Raw genomic sequence first — 14,386 nt, 5'->3', positions numbered from 1 at the left:
GTATAGATTTATTTTTTTGAGGTACAGGGGGGATAGTTTTGATTAAGCCATTAATCGAGTTTTGTGTAGGTAACCTTGCGAGTGGATCACAAGCAGCGTTAGAAAAATTAGAAAAAGATCCGAATTTAGATGTCATGGAATATGGTTGTCTGGGGTATTGTGGTATTTGTTTTGAAGGTCCTTTTGCACTGGTGAATGGTGAAGTTGTACAAGGGACAACGGTAGAAGAGCTTGTGAAAAATGTATATGATTATTTAGATGAAAACCCAATGTTTTAAGGCGTTGCACTTGAGCAACGTCTATTTTATTTGTTTCATCAGAGTGAAAATTCTTTTAGAGGGAATGCTAACAAAGAATTTGAGCTTTAGAGGTGACAGAATAAATATTATTTAGGTACTCGCTGGTCTTTTCGGTTTTCCAGATGTGTCACTGCAATTTATATTAGATTACATGTTTTCATAGCTTGCTTTTGTCATTGGTGTACCATGGAAAGAAGAGGTCATTGCAGCTGAGCTGGAACACTTGCTAATTTATTGAGTGCTGCAATTGCAGGGATGTTTGTATGAATAAAAAAAAGGCCCTTTCCGAGAAGGGCTTTTTTCTTACACAATGTGTGTAAGAACGGCTCTTATATAAAAGCCATCAAAATGTTGTCAAATATGAGAAACGGGGGACGTTCTTATTGTGTTCCAAAAGCATGCATTTTATACTTAGAACAACAAATTTTTTTTGGAGTGAATGAGGATGAACCAATTTTCTTTTACAAAAATGCATGGTCTTGGGAATAGTTATATATATGTAAATATGTTTGAAGAACAAATTCCAGAAGAGGCACTATCTCTTGTAGCGGAAAAAGTATCAAATATCAACACTGGAATTGGTGCGGATGGAATGATTTTAATTTGTCCATCAGAAGTAGCACAAGTGAAAATGCGCATGTTTAACAATGATGGCTCAGAAGGAAAAAGCTGCGGGAATGGACTGCGCTGCGTAGCGAAATATGCGTATGAGCATAAACTAGTAGAGGAGAATGTTTTTACAATAGAAACATTGGCCGGAATCGTAACGGCTGAAGTGACAGTAGAAGACGGTATCGTTACCTTAGCTAAAATTGATATGGGAGCACCTCGTTTAACTCGTGCGGAGTTACCGATGCTTGGAGAGGGAGAAACGCCGTTTATTCGTGAAGATTTCCTATACAATAATCATCGCTATGTGTTTACTGCTGTTTCAATGGGGAATCCGCATGCGGTTATTTTCGTTGATGATGTGGAAGAAGCACCACTTACAACATTAGGTCCAGTACTTGAGACGCATGAGATGTTCCCGGAACGAGTGAATGTTGAATTCATTGAAGTTGTAAATGAAAATGAAATGAATTTCCGCGTTTGGGAACGTGGATCAGGTGTGACGCAGGCGTGTGGCACAGGGGCATGTGCAGCAGTTGTGGCAGCAGTATTGAATGAAAAAATGAAGCGTGGTGAAGAAATTACGGTTCATTTAGCGGGCGGAGATTTAATGATTGCCTGGACAGAAGAAGGGAACGTTTTGATGAAAGGTCCAGCGGAAGTAATTTGCCGCGGAGTGTATGAGTACAAGATAGAAGCGTAAAGATGTATAATAGAACGAGAGATGAAAGGAAGGTGGATTTCATGATTGATGTAACAGAACAAGCGGCATTTCAAATTAAAGATATGTTAAAAGATGCTGAAGAAGGAGAGAAATACGTTCGCCTTGCTGTACATGGCGGTGGATGTAGTGGTCTTTCTTACGGCTTAGGATTTGAAAGAGAACCAAATGAAGATGACACAGTTCTTGAGTTTTATGGTGTTGAATTTGTTATTGATAAAGAAAGTGCTCCGATTGTTAAAGGAGTAAAAATTGACTATAAGCAATCGATGCTTGGCGGTGGATTTACAATCGATAACCCGAACGCAATCGCATCGTGTGGATGTGGATCATCTTTCCGTACAGCTTCGAATGCTGGTAAGCCAGAAGAGTGTTAATCATAACCTTCTCACAAATGAGTGAGAAGGTTATTTTTTTATTATTTTATAAACTAGTTGTGAAATAATTGTTTTTATTAAATTCACATAATGTTCAAACAAATAGGTTTAAAAACTCGGAAGTTATAGTATTCTTGAATTAAGAATAATTTTTCGACAAATAAAGACAAAAAATTTATGGTGATCGAAAAATTTTATTTTATATCTGTGATTACACAGACAATAAGGAGAAATGATTATGGCGAACAAACGTTGTAAATTACTTCATAAATCGTTTAAAGAATTGGTAAAAGAAAATAAACAAAAGATATTGAATGATAAACAAGAGATGGAAAAAATTGAACAACGTATTGAACAACGTTATACAATTAATAAATCGGCTTCCTAATTAAGATACGAAAACGTCGTTGATATACAAAAAAGAAGATAATCGACTAGGTACAGTAGTTGGTTATCTTCTTTTTTGTTTTTTTAGTGTGTAATCTTACAAAAGTGTAATGCTCATGTCACGTTTTTGAATTTCTCCTTAAACGAAAAGGGATTATGATAGCAGTATAATAAAAAACACATGAGGTGAAAGACGTGAAAAGATATATTGCACTTTTTAGTATTTTAGTTGTATTTGCTAGCTTGTTAGTTGGTTGTGATTTAAACCGTATGGGAAAAGATACGTATTATGTTCAAATTACGGATGATGGAAAAGAATACAAGGGGAAATCTGATAATGGTACACCATATACAAATTACCAATATAAATTAGCGGGATTTGATGAAGAGGGTAAAGAAAAAACAATGGAATTTAATGCGCAAAAAAATCTTCGCAAAGAAGCGTTCCTATGTGTATACTACTCCGATAAAAAAGGTGTGACAGCTTGGGAAGAAGTGAAAAAAGACGAGCTGCCTGCAAAAGTGAAAGAAAAATTAGGTGTGAAATAATGAAGAAGGAGTTGGGATATGGGCCAGCTCCTTTATTTATTTTCAAAATCTTCTTCTGAAATGACTGTAAAGCCATGTCTTCGAAGCAATGCAGTTGTTACACCGTAACCCTCTTGTTTGTTTCCATTAAATTCGCCCGTATAAATGGTGGAGCTTCCGCAAGACGGACTACGTTCTTTTAAAATGATGTATTCGGGATGTAAATCTTTTATTTCTTTTAATGCTTTATAAGCGCCTTGGACAAAGGCTTCTGTTACATCGTTCCCCTCTTTATCTATCACCTTTGCTTTGCCGTCTAGTACATCATCACCATTGCCACCAATAATTTCTGCTGAGGGGCGTGGCGTTGGTAATCCACCTAATACTTCTGGACAGACTAGAACGGTTTCTTCTTTCTGTAATAGCTCTTCTATTTTTGAGATTAGATTGTCATTTCCGTCGTAACGACAAGCAATACCAGCTAAACAGGCACTAATTACAATCATGGTTTCTACCTCAGTTCATTAAGAAATTTTTTTGAAAAACGCCCATTTTGCTTCATGGGACCTATGTATATATGGGGTGATGAAAATGGGAACTTTCTATAACTTAATGAAAACATATAGCGAATTTCAAAGTAAAGAAGAATTCAATGTATATCAGCAGCAAATTTTCGTACGTTATCAAGCTAATATAAATAAAACAGATTTTTTAGTGATTCGTTTGTTAGGGAGATATGCAATTAATGAAAAACAAAAAACAGTCGGAGTCGCTTGTCCGTTAATGGAAACAATTGCGACTAAAATAGGAAAAAGTATTCGTACGGTGCGTCGCTCTGTTGCGAAATTAGAAGAACTCGGGATTATTGAAAGGATCCCTACGAAAGAGAGACATAAGTGCGGGGGATATAGTGCAAATTTGTATGTGTTTCGTAAAGCTGCCATTGACCGCATGGATGGCCGTATGAAAATGACCGCATGTGAAAATGCGGAAAATGTAGATGTGTGTAAGAAGGAAGAGGTACGAGAAGAAAGGGAAACGATTCTTTTTAAAAACTCTTCTAAAGAAGTACAAAAGAAAAAAACAACGTATGAAATTGATGAGACATATTGTCGTCATGATATTCCGGCTAAGTTTGTACATGCGATTGTACCGATGTCACGGAATCCGCAAACAATTAATGTGCTTTGGAGTAAAGTAGAACTGGCTTATAAAAAGAGCGGATTATTAGAGCAAGGTGTATTTTTGGAACAGCTGCTTGTTGATGAAGATATTCAGGAAAAGCTTATCTGGCGTGTGAAAAGTGTTGTCAGAGCGTATAAGTTAGGGGAAATTCGGAAAGATGTTAAGGCTCTTTTGTATAGTACGATGCGCGATCTATTTTTAGATATTGAGTTAGAATGGGGGGCGGCTATAAGAAGGAGCACGAAGGTGACGTTATTTGATCCGTTCAAAAAAGAGTCATGCGTGTAATACATGACTCCTCTTAATCAATCAAATTTTCGTACAACAGGAACGCGAATCGCAACAAATAATACGAAGATAATAACTGCGATAGCACCGCTTTTCATAATCGTCACAATCGGAATACCAGCAGCAAGTGCGAGTGATGTGAATGCATAGGAAAGCGGGATGAAGCCCATGGATGAAAGCATCATTAAGCTCATGACACGGCCCATCATTTCTTCTTTGACGGTAGATTGAATCATTGCCATTAATGGAACGATGGCCATGGCAATTGTAATACCGTAGAAGGCGCCTGCGAGTAGTGCTTGCCAAAGTGCTGTACTGAAGTTAATAGATAGGAAGAAAACGCCAGATAACAGCATCATAATGATACAAAATAAGCCGCGTCTACGATTAATGTTCTTAAGACCAACAATGACGGCACCGATTGCCATACCTGCTCCAACAGCAGCTTCTAAATAACTAAATTGAAGCGAGTCACCATGAAGAACGTTTTTGACAAATAGCGGGAAACCAACTTGCATTGGACCGATTAAAAATAGATTTAAAAAGGCACTACAGATGAGAAACGTTGAAAGAAAAGGCGATTCCTTTACGTATAAAATTCCTTCTTTAATAGATGTAAACATACCTTTATCTTTATCCGTTTTTTCTTGTATTGTAAACTGTATTTTTTGAACGAGTATAGCAGCAATAATGAGGAGCAGAATGGTAATGGAAAAGATGGTCTCATAATTACTAAACTTAATGAGAATCCCACCAAGTACAGGTCCTAAAATTACTGATGCTTGGTTCGTCATTTGTGTAAGTGAATTCGCCTGTGTTAAGCGATGTTTTTCTACAAGTTCAGGGAGAATGGAACCGTCTGCTGACCAAAAGAAGGCATCAGCTAATCCGAATAATAAAGCAAACAAAGCAAATGTATATAAGGTCACATGACCAACGATAAACCAAGTTAAAATCGTTGCGACAAGAAGTGCACGAACGATATTTGAGTAAAACATAATATTTTTTTTCGGGAATTTATCTGCGACAGCTCCCCCAACAATCATAAAGACGAGCCTTGGTACGCTAAGCGCAACAAAGACAACGCCTAGTGAGGCCTCAAGATTTAATGTTTTCGCTATGTACCACGTTTGAGAAAATGTAAAAAAGGCTAAAGCAAAACTTGAAAATAGAGTAGCTGCCCAGAGGAATAGGAAGTTTGTATTTTTTAATAAAGGTGTTCCACTTTCTGCTGGAGCAGGTTTGTTTTGTTGTAGTTCCTCCATATTGCTTCCTTTCTATGTAACCATTTTGAATGGATATAAAATCCTATTAACAATCGTTTTATACAGTTTTTAATATTTCTATACTGCACTTTTTCATTGTAGACAATAATTGCACATTTGCCCAGTGGATTTTTTAAGGAAAGATAAGAAGAAGCGAATGTGATTCCGGTAGAAAATAAAAAAACCATCAGACGTTCTCTTCCCTTGGAGTAGTTGATGGTTTTTCTTGTTAAGATTTCATAACTTGGATTCCTTTTATGATATTCCAGATAAAGAAGTACAGGCTAATGATACCGCAAATACATACAGTGATAATAGCACCGATACCAAGTGTTACATCGGGCTCATTGGAACCAAGTCCCATAATTCCTAATACAATCATCGATATAAAGGCTGCAATACTTGGAATAATATGTGTCCATAAAGCTTTTTTTGCATGAGCTTTCGTCTCGCTGTCACCGAAAATCCAAACGATGATTGGGAAAAGAAGTGGTGCAAAGAAAATACTCCAGTAGGAAAAGGCGGATAATAATTTGTTTCCGTTCATATAGGTCACCTCATAAGCTAGTGTTTGTTATTATACGTTTAGTATGCAGGCAAATGGAGTGAAGCACTATCGTTTTATCTTACAAAAACATGACAGTTTTGTAAGATTTGATGAGATAGGGTGTATAAGGGCGCCGATATAATAAAAGTGTAGTGTAATCATGCAAAAAACGCAGCGATTATTCGCTGCATTTTTTGTGGAAAGAGTGTAAATCGATGAATTAAGCCAGTGCAATATAAATATCAATTTGGGCATCATTTGGATCAATAGATCGTTCAGCGTATCGTTCAAAGTCTATCGTGAAAGCGTGGTTGTTTTCTTTTGACCAGTTCCAAATATCTTGCTATGCTTCTGCGATAACTTCTGATATTGGACCTTTTCGAGTTGTAAATAACGCATATGTACAAGCAGGGATTGCAAGAGGTGTCATATTTTTTGGGATATTTTCTAATGAAGAAACTGGCATGCCAATTGTGTATCTATATGCTCCGGTTTCATCGGACTCATAATTTGAATACACTGCTAGTGTTACTTGTGAATGTTGGTTAGGAGTTAATTTATTCAAAAAGACTCCTTCTGTATGAAAGGAGTCCGTTTCACTTTATATATTAAAACATACTAGAACTATGCATTGGTTGCAGTTTTGCATTTGGATCGAAGTAAGCTTTGGCATTGTTTACCGCTGTTGGTGCTTCACCAAAGCCACATGCAATTAGTTTTACTTTTCCTTCATATGTACAGATGTCACCAGCTGCGTAAATACCAGAGATGTTTGTTTCCATTTTAGAGTTTACAACGATGCTGTTCTTTTGAATGTCTAAGCCCCAGTTTTTAATTGGACCAAGAGAAGAAACGAAACCATAGTTTACGATGACATCATCAACGTCAATAACAACTTTTTCTTCTGTTTTCACATGTTGCAGAACAACTTGTTCAATTTTGTCTTCACCAATTAGTTCAATTGGAACGTAAGGTGTTTTTACGTCTGCCCGAGAGTTCATTAAGCTTTCTACGCTGTGCTCATGAGCACGGAATTTATCACGACGATGAACGATTGTTACTTGTTCAGCGATTGGTTCTAACATCATTGTCCAGTCTACAGCAGAGTCGCCGCCGCCAAATACAACGACGCGTTTCCCAGTGAATTTTTTCATATCATCAACGAAGTAGTGAAGGTTTTTTTTCTCGAATTTTTCTACTCCTTCTAATTCTAAACGGCGTGGTTGGAAAGCTCCGTTACCAGCTGTAATAATGACAGATTTAGAATAGTGTGTTGCTGTATTTGTTACAAGCTTAAATACGCCATCGGCTTGTTTTTCAAGTGTATCAACTGCTTCTTCTAAGCAAATAGTCGGCTCAAACTTTTTCATTTGTTCTTTTAAATTATCAACAAGTTCTTGCGCACGTACTTTTGGGAATCCGGCTACGTCATAAATATATTTTTCAGGGTATAGTGCGGATAATTGTCCTCCAAGTTGCGGTAAGCTTTCAATAATTTTTACACTTGCCTGTCTCATGCCGCCATAAAACGCTGTGAATAATCCTGTTGGACCTCCACCGATAATCGTTATGTCGTAAACTTTTTGATTTTCTGTCACTATTTATTCCCCCTATAGATGGAATTTAGATATTGATTCCATATATTTTTCATATGTATACGGAAATCCTGCAAACAATATTGCAATTTACAATAAAAATGATAACATATTTCAGTTTAGAATACTGCAAGAAATGACTGAATTATATGTAAGCTTCTGCATAGATAGGATGAAAATGTATAAAATATACCAAGTAGGAAAATACATGAAAAAAAGGTTGAAAAACCCTTGAAAACGCTATGTTATTTTAAAATATTGATAATTCTCTAGGCGCTTGAATTATGAAATAAAACCGACTAATATAGGAAAGTATTATGTTAATTTTTTATGACAAATTTCGTACGATTTTTTGAATACGTTTTGTTATGCTTGAGAATGTGAGGAATTCCACATTCTTGACAAATTGAGTGTTTAGCACTTTGATTTTATTTTTGATTACTTATTATATAAAGAAAAGGGTTGTGATTCGGTGAAAACTCCAAAAATCGTAGTTTTAGGTGCAGGTTATGGCGGGATGATTACGACTGTTCGTCTGCAAAAAACATTATCTGTAAGTGAAGCTGAAATTACGTTAGTAAACAACAACAGCTATCACTACCAAGCAACTTGGTTACATGAAAGTGCAGCTGGTACATTACACCATGATAAAATCCGTCTCGATATTGAAGACGTTATTGATACAAACAAAGTAAACTTTGTGCAAGATACAGTTGTAGAAATTAAGGCTGCTGAAAAGCGCATTATCTTAAAAAATGGTGAGTTAACATATGATTACTTAGTAATCGGCCTTGGTTTTGAATCTGAAACATTCGGTATTAAAGGTTTGAAAGAGCATGCATTCTCTATCACTAACATTAATGCGACTCGTCAAATTCGTGAGCATATGGAATACAAGTTCTCTCAATATGCGGCAGAAAAACGTGATGAGCTAGTAACAATTGTGGTTGGTGGTGCAGGATTTACAGGTATCGAGTATGTAGGTGAGCTTGCAAATCGTATTCCTGAACTTTGCAAAGAATATGATGTTCCACGTGAAAAAGCACGTATTATCTGTGTAGAAGCTGCTCCAACAGCGCTTCCTGGTTTCGATCCAGAATTAGTTGAGTATGCGGTAAAACAATTAGAGAAAAAAGGTGTAGAATTCCGAATCGGTACAGCAATTAAAGAAGCAACTGAAGAAGGTATTCTAGTTGCAAACGGTGATGATGCTGAGTTACTTAAATCTGAAACTGTTGTTTGGGCTGCCGGTGTTCGCGGTAACGGTATTGTGGAAGAGTCTGGCTTTGAAGCAATGCGTGGACGTGTAAAAGTTGATGAGTATATGCATGCTCCAGGTCATGAAGATGTATTCATGGTTGGTGACGCAGCGTTAATCATCAATGAAGAGATTAACCGTCCATATCCACCGACAGCACAAATTGCAATTCAACAAGGTTACAACATTGCACACAACTTAGCTGTGCTAGTTCGTGATAAAGGCGAAATGAAGAAATTCGTTTTCGATAACAAAGGATCTGTATGTTCATTAGGACATGACGATGCAATGGGCGTTGTGATGGGGAAAAAGTTAACGGGATGGAAAGCTTCCTTCATGAAGAAAGTAATCGATAACCGTTACCTATTCTTACTTGGTGGACCTTTATTAGTTCTGAAAAAAGGTAAACTAAAGTTCTTTTAATATATAGTAGAAAAGAGCAGAAGCGGCTATGAGTCGCTTCTGCTCTTTGTGTTATACAAGCTTTTCTTAAACTTCTATCGTGCATTCAGTGTATAAGTAGAAGTTCTTTTTGAACGAAAAGCAACAAAAAACCAAATTACATTTGTGATGGATACTGCTACGCAAAGCATGATGACTCCTAAGAAAGAGGAGGCGTTATAGTCACTTACGCGCATTGTAATAAATACGACTGTAAGTATCACGAGATGTATGAATAGCCCCATACCGCAAAGAAAAGCCATGATGAATCGCATTGCCTGTATTCCTCCTATATAAAGAAGTAGAGGTACAATATAAAATAGTAAAATCATGCCGATTGATTTCCACATGCCTAGAGAGTTAAATTTATTTGCATTAGGTCCTAAATCAGCAAGTGGTGAAAGTGAAGTGGCAATTAAGAAAGAGCAGAAGAGTAATGCGGAAACTAATGTTACAAATACAATCCTGGACTTTTGTGATAGATTTCTCATTTTACTTTTTACTCCTTTCGCAATGAATAGGTGTGATGTAATATTCAAAGCAGAATTTTGAAGGGATTCGAGGTCTTTCTACAGAGGAAAGAATACCCTATATTCACATTATATCAAATATATGGAAATTAAGAAGGGTAGAAAGAAATGTAGTAACTGAGGAACAAGGGAAGATTATATTATTCTCACTGAAAAATATAGTATAATACATAGAAAAGAATGAATATTCTGTTCGTTTGACTGAAAGGGGTTTTACATCATGGGAAAGCGTGGGAATGTTTGGCTAGCTGTAAGTGGATTAGTGGCTACAAAAGATGGTCGCTGGCTCTTCGTTAAGAAAAAATACGGGGGGCTAAAAGGAAAATGGTCATTGCCGGCTGGTTTTGTAAATGAGGGAGAAACGATTGATGAAGCTGTTAAACGTGAAATTTTAGAAGAAACAGGAATTCGGGCGCATGTAAAAGGGGTTATTGGAATTCGTTCTGGAGTTATTCGTGATGAGATTAGCGATAATATGATTATTTTTTTACTCGAACCAGAAGGAGAAGAAATCACTGTACAAGAAAAGGAATTGTCTGAAGTAGCATTTTTACATCCAAAAGATATTGCATATAATCAAGATGCTTCTATATTAATTCGATATTTACTGGAAGGTCATACAGAATCACTTCTGAAGATGGATACAACATTAAATCCAGGAGATCAATTTGGATATACAGCCTATCATGTATTTACGGCAGGAGATAAGAAATAGAAGGAGTGGGAAAAAGTGAGTATTCCAGTATTACTTATTTCAATGATGTTATTTTTTATACTTTTCTTTGGAATTGGATTTTTACTCAATATGATTTTACGTGCTACTTGGGTAATGGTTATCATTTATCCAATTGTTTGTATGCTGATAATTAATAAAGCAAGTGTCTGGGACTACTTTTCAAAGCCGAAAGAAACATTTTCCTCATTTGGAACAGGTGTCTCGCATCTTGGACAAGCCGATCTTTTTATTCTATCCACAGGGTTAATAGGGGCGATTTTATCAGGAGTTGTGATAAAGAAACTTCGGAAAAGTGGTTATCAAATGTTCTAATCTCCAGTTTACTGGAGATTTTTTTTCTGCATATTTCTTAATCGTATAGGGAATGATGAACGATGAAGGAGTGTGGAATATAAAAATGTTAAAACGATATGGTATTCGCATTATGATGACTTGTTTACTTGTAGTCGCATTATGTGTGACATGGCAAGCGTTCACTGGAGTGTCTGTACTGGAGCTTGTAAAAACATATCAAGAAAGCAATGTAAAAGAAGTACATGCAGCAGAAAGAGGGCACCAAGTTGTTCCGAGTAAAGAAGTGATAAATGCTTTAGAACAGGGGAAAGACTGGTCTAAATATCGTGTAATGGAAATGACAGCAACTGGTTATACGTCAGGTGTAGAATCAACCGGTAAAAACCCTGGTCATCCAGAGTATGGCATTACATATTCAGGTGTAAAGGCTAAAAGGGACATATATTCTACAATTGCAGCTGATTTACGTGTATTTCCGATTGGGACCATCCTTTTTGTACCAGGCTATGGATATGGTGTGGTAGCAGATAAAGGTGGCGCTATAAAAGGAAATAGACTCGATTTGTACTATGATACGGTTCAAGATGTGTATAGTCAATGGGGTAAGAAAAAAGTAAATGTATATGTAGTGAAAATGGGAAAAGGTAAGTTTACAGAAGAAGAGTTAACGATGTTAAATCAAGACGAAACGATGCAAGTGTTCCGTGGTCAATATTTAAAACAAAGGTAGTCTAGTGGTAATAACACTAGACTACCTTTGTTTTTTATTCGAAAATATATTGGTTATTATAAGGAACGAAGAGGAAACTTATTTGGACATTCATTCCTATAATTCTTGTAGTCGCGGCATTTATAGGGGGTATGCTAGTGAATCAAGTGCCTTTGCAAGAAGCGATAGGAGGTAGTACCCGTTTTACTCTTTAACAAGAATTTTCAAAAGAGTATTTAAGCTCTAAATTTGGAATGTTTATTCATTTACTGTTAGGATCACCATTAATTTTGGGGGATGTTTCTGAAATGCCTTTACGAACATTTCAAGATTTCTCTCAATTCAATGCGTTACCATCACATCCGTTAAGAGGTTGTATTGTGATTATAGTTGTATACGGTGCTGCAATATGGGCTATTGTAAACAATATATTTAAAAATCGTTTTGTTCTATTTTTGGCAGGATGTTTAGGTTTTAATGTTTTACTACATGGAATTGTCGGGTTTGGGTTGCCTGAAGCATTTATATATGGATCACATTTTATTTTTACATTACCTCTACTTTTAGCGTATGTATTTAAGAAAATAAATCGTTTGAAAATTATAGTGTTAAGTATAATTGTATTAATAATTGCTTTAAATAATATAGATAAAATCATTTATTTATATCAATTTGCAGTATTAAAGCACCCAGTTTAATGTAATTAGTTTGACTAAATTGGATGATACGAAATTTTTATAAAAAGGAGTGCAGTACCTGTCTACAAGAGGTATGCACTCTTTTTTTCTTTCCATCTAATCATAAACTTCATTGTGGAATCAGTTTGTGATTTTAGGAGAATCATAATTCCATATTTTTTGTGAAGTGTGTTGAGCACTATATATAACGTTATTTTATTTCGGAGACTGTAGTTGAAAGTTTTGGAAGGATTATTTGTATTTCTTCATTAAGATAGTGTTAGAGGTGTAAATGAAGGGGGGAAATCTTTCGTAGTAGTTGCAGGATGGAATTTGAATACGGAAAGAGTTGGAATTGTCGCATTTTATCGAAAATAAAGTTATAATGAAAAGAGAGAAATTTAGGGGGTCTGAGCATGTTTCAAGTACAAAAAGAATTAGTGAATCACGAAGTGGTAATTGTTGCTTTATTTGAAGGAGAGGGAACGAGCAGTTTTGTACAAGAATTGGATAAAGCATTTGAAGGGCAATTACAACTTTTATTAGAAGAAAAAGAGCTTAGTTCAAAGAAAAAAGTTATTTCTAAAGTACATAGCCTAGGAAAAACAAATGTAAAACGCTACTATTTTGTCGGTCTTGGCAAAAAAGAAGCATACACAACAGAAACGTTACGTGCTTCACTTAGTAAAGCATTTAAAACATTAAAAGCTGCAAAGGTAAAAGATGCAGCGATTTTACTTGATTCTTTCGTAACAGATAAGTTAGGTGCAATCGATGTTGCACATATTGCAGCGGAAGTGTATTGCCTAGGTACATATGATTTACAAACCTATAAAACAGATAAAAAAGAAAGTGTAGAGTTAGAAAACTTTGCGGTTATTACAGCAGAAGATGCAAAAGAAATCGAAGCTGCATTAACAGTAGGATATGTACACGGACGTGCGACAAACTCAGCTCGTACACTTGTAAATATGCCGCCTAACGTATTAACAGCAACAAAACTTGCAGAGTATGCTGTTGAATTAGCTGAGACATATGACATGGATTATAAAGTGCTTGAGAAAGAAGAAATGGAAGAGCTTGGTATGGGTGCATTACTTGCCGTGAATCAAGGTTCTACTGAGCCGCCAAAAATGATCGCCCTTATTTATAAAGGAAAAGAAGAGTGGACAGATGTGATCGGACTCGTTGGAAAAGGGATTACATATGATACAGGTGGTTATTCTTTAAAACCACGCGAAGGTATGGTTGGTATGAAAGGTGATATGGGCGGTGCTGCAGCTGTTCTTGGAGCGATGGAAATTATCGGTGAACTTCGTCCTGAGCAAAACATAGTCGCTGTTATTCCATCAACTGATAATGTTGTTAGTGGTACTGCATTCAAACCAGATGATGTGATTACATCTATGAGTGGGAAAACAATTGAAGTATTAAATACAGATGCAGAAGGTCGTCTAGCATTAGCAGACGGGATTACGTATGCGAAGAAACTTGGTGCAAACTATCTTGTTGATGTTGCGACATTAACAGGTGGTGTCATCGTTGCACTTGGAAACCATACAACGGGTGCGATGACAAATGATGAAACGTTGTTTGAACAAGTGTTAGAAGCATCAATGGAAACGGATGAGCCAATTTGGCAATTACCGATTTTCGAGCGTGATAAAGAACGCGTCCGTAACAGTAAATTTGCAGATTTAAATAACTCACCAGGTCGTGAAGGTCATGCGGTAATGGCAGGAACATTCCTTGGTGAGTTTGCAGAAGAAACACCATGGGTACATTTAGATATCGCTGGAACATCTGATACAACGAGCGCACATGATTTAGGGCCAGCGGGAGCAACAGGAGCAATGGTTCGTACGCTTGCGACGCTTGTTGAGCGTTTTGGAGAAGAATAAGAGAGTTGGAAAAAAGCTGTCCCAAAAGGTCGTTACGTA

The 14,386-nt window shown here is 36.5% G+C and carries 17 protein-coding genes and 1 pseudogene; 12 read left to right on the top strand and 6 right to left on the bottom strand.

Going from position 1 to position 14,386, the window contains the following annotated elements:
- Positions 1-38: 38 nt before the first annotated feature.
- The 5 genes from QRY57_RS24365 to QRY57_RS24345 all read left to right on the top strand — a co-directional run bounded on the left by QRY57_RS24365 (position 39) and on the right by QRY57_RS24345 (position 2,942).
- Complete coding sequence (locus QRY57_RS24365) at positions 39-278, top strand: YuzB family protein (protein ID WP_026594213.1); 240 nt, start codon at positions 39-41, stop codon at positions 276-278.
- Between the two features lie 466 nt (positions 279-744).
- Complete coding sequence (dapF, locus tag QRY57_RS24360; RefSeq protein ID WP_286016327.1) at positions 745-1,611, top strand: diaminopimelate epimerase; 867 nt, start codon at positions 745-747, stop codon at positions 1,609-1,611.
- 41 nt (positions 1,612-1,652) lie between these two features.
- Positions 1,653-2,006 (top strand): HesB/IscA family protein, encoded by a 354-nt coding sequence (locus QRY57_RS24355; RefSeq protein WP_026594215.1) that lies wholly within the window; start codon positions 1,653-1,655, stop codon positions 2,004-2,006.
- 238 nt (positions 2,007-2,244) lie between these two features.
- Positions 2,245-2,394, top strand: coding sequence for an FbpB family small basic protein (locus tag QRY57_RS24350; protein ID WP_170833692.1), 150 nt, complete (start codon positions 2,245-2,247; stop codon positions 2,392-2,394).
- Between the two features lie 194 nt (positions 2,395-2,588).
- Positions 2,589-2,942 (top strand): YxeA family protein, encoded by a 354-nt coding sequence (locus QRY57_RS24345; RefSeq protein ID WP_286016326.1) that lies wholly within the window; start codon positions 2,589-2,591, stop codon positions 2,940-2,942.
- A 32-nt stretch (positions 2,943-2,974) separates the two neighbouring features.
- Here QRY57_RS24345 and QRY57_RS24340 read toward each other — a convergent pair whose 3' ends face one another.
- Complete coding sequence (locus QRY57_RS24340; protein WP_026594217.1) at positions 2,975-3,427, bottom strand: 2-thiouracil desulfurase family protein; 453 nt, start codon at positions 3,425-3,427, stop codon at positions 2,975-2,977.
- Positions 3,428-3,512: 85 nt separating this feature from the next.
- Between QRY57_RS24340 and QRY57_RS24335 the strand changes: the two genes are divergently transcribed.
- Complete coding sequence (locus QRY57_RS24335; protein ID WP_286016325.1) at positions 3,513-4,394, top strand: helix-turn-helix domain-containing protein; 882 nt, start codon at positions 3,513-3,515, stop codon at positions 4,392-4,394.
- Between the two features lie 17 nt (positions 4,395-4,411).
- Here the strand turns inward: QRY57_RS24335 and QRY57_RS24330 are convergent, their stop codons facing one another.
- From QRY57_RS24330 to QRY57_RS24315, 4 genes and pseudogenes are all read right to left on the bottom strand, one after another.
- A complete protein-coding gene (locus tag QRY57_RS24330) occupies positions 4,412-5,659 on the bottom strand; it encodes an MFS transporter (protein ID WP_286016324.1) in 1,248 nt (415 codons plus the stop codon).
- A gap of 229 nt (positions 5,660-5,888) precedes the next feature.
- The gene (locus QRY57_RS24325; protein ID WP_026594220.1) at positions 5,889-6,206 is read right to left on the bottom strand and encodes a magnetosome magnetite crystal formation protein family; all 318 of its coding nucleotides are present in this window, start codon (positions 6,204-6,206) and stop codon (positions 5,889-5,891) included.
- A gap of 220 nt (positions 6,207-6,426) precedes the next feature.
- Positions 6,427-6,756 (bottom strand): annotated as a pseudogene (locus QRY57_RS24320) (GyrI-like domain-containing protein); the annotation flags it as partial.
- Between the two features lie 58 nt (positions 6,757-6,814).
- The gene (locus tag QRY57_RS24315; protein WP_286016323.1) at positions 6,815-7,804 is read right to left on the bottom strand and encodes an NAD(P)/FAD-dependent oxidoreductase; all 990 of its coding nucleotides are present in this window, start codon (positions 7,802-7,804) and stop codon (positions 6,815-6,817) included.
- Between the two features lie 469 nt (positions 7,805-8,273).
- On the opposite strand from QRY57_RS24315, the gene QRY57_RS24310 reads away from it, so the two are divergent.
- A complete protein-coding gene (locus QRY57_RS24310; RefSeq protein ID WP_286016322.1) occupies positions 8,274-9,482 on the top strand; it encodes an NAD(P)/FAD-dependent oxidoreductase in 1,209 nt (402 codons plus the stop codon).
- 74 nt (positions 9,483-9,556) lie between these two features.
- Here QRY57_RS24310 and QRY57_RS24305 read toward each other — a convergent pair whose 3' ends face one another.
- The gene (locus tag QRY57_RS24305; protein WP_026594223.1) at positions 9,557-9,991 is read right to left on the bottom strand and encodes a DUF5391 family protein; all 435 of its coding nucleotides are present in this window, start codon (positions 9,989-9,991) and stop codon (positions 9,557-9,559) included.
- A gap of 259 nt (positions 9,992-10,250) precedes the next feature.
- On the opposite strand from QRY57_RS24305, the gene QRY57_RS24300 reads away from it, so the two are divergent.
- From QRY57_RS24300 to QRY57_RS24280, 5 genes are all read left to right on the top strand, one after another.
- Complete coding sequence (locus tag QRY57_RS24300) at positions 10,251-10,745, top strand: NUDIX domain-containing protein (protein ID WP_286016321.1); 495 nt, start codon at positions 10,251-10,253, stop codon at positions 10,743-10,745.
- A 15-nt stretch (positions 10,746-10,760) separates the two neighbouring features.
- A complete protein-coding gene (locus QRY57_RS24295; protein WP_286016320.1) occupies positions 10,761-11,078 on the top strand; it encodes a YuiB family protein in 318 nt (105 codons plus the stop codon).
- A gap of 85 nt (positions 11,079-11,163) precedes the next feature.
- The gene (gene spsC, locus QRY57_RS24290; RefSeq protein ID WP_026594226.1) at positions 11,164-11,790 is read left to right on the top strand and encodes a stationary phase survival protein SpsC; all 627 of its coding nucleotides are present in this window, start codon (positions 11,164-11,166) and stop codon (positions 11,788-11,790) included.
- A 287-nt stretch (positions 11,791-12,077) separates the two neighbouring features.
- The gene (locus QRY57_RS24285) at positions 12,078-12,467 is read left to right on the top strand and encodes a DUF6080 domain-containing protein (RefSeq protein ID WP_286016319.1); all 390 of its coding nucleotides are present in this window, start codon (positions 12,078-12,080) and stop codon (positions 12,465-12,467) included.
- A gap of 395 nt (positions 12,468-12,862) precedes the next feature.
- Positions 12,863-14,347, top strand: a complete 1,485-nt coding sequence (locus QRY57_RS24280) for a leucyl aminopeptidase (protein ID WP_286016318.1) — start codon at positions 12,863-12,865, stop codon at positions 14,345-14,347.
- Positions 14,348-14,386 lie beyond the last annotated feature (39 nt).

Origin of the sequence: Bacillus arachidis (genome assembly GCF_030285945.1) — a bacterium.
Taxonomy (GTDB): domain Bacteria; phylum Bacillota; class Bacilli; order Bacillales; family Bacillaceae_G; genus Bacillus_A; species Bacillus_A arachidis.
This window is presented reverse-complemented; position numbering and strand designations above follow the sequence as displayed.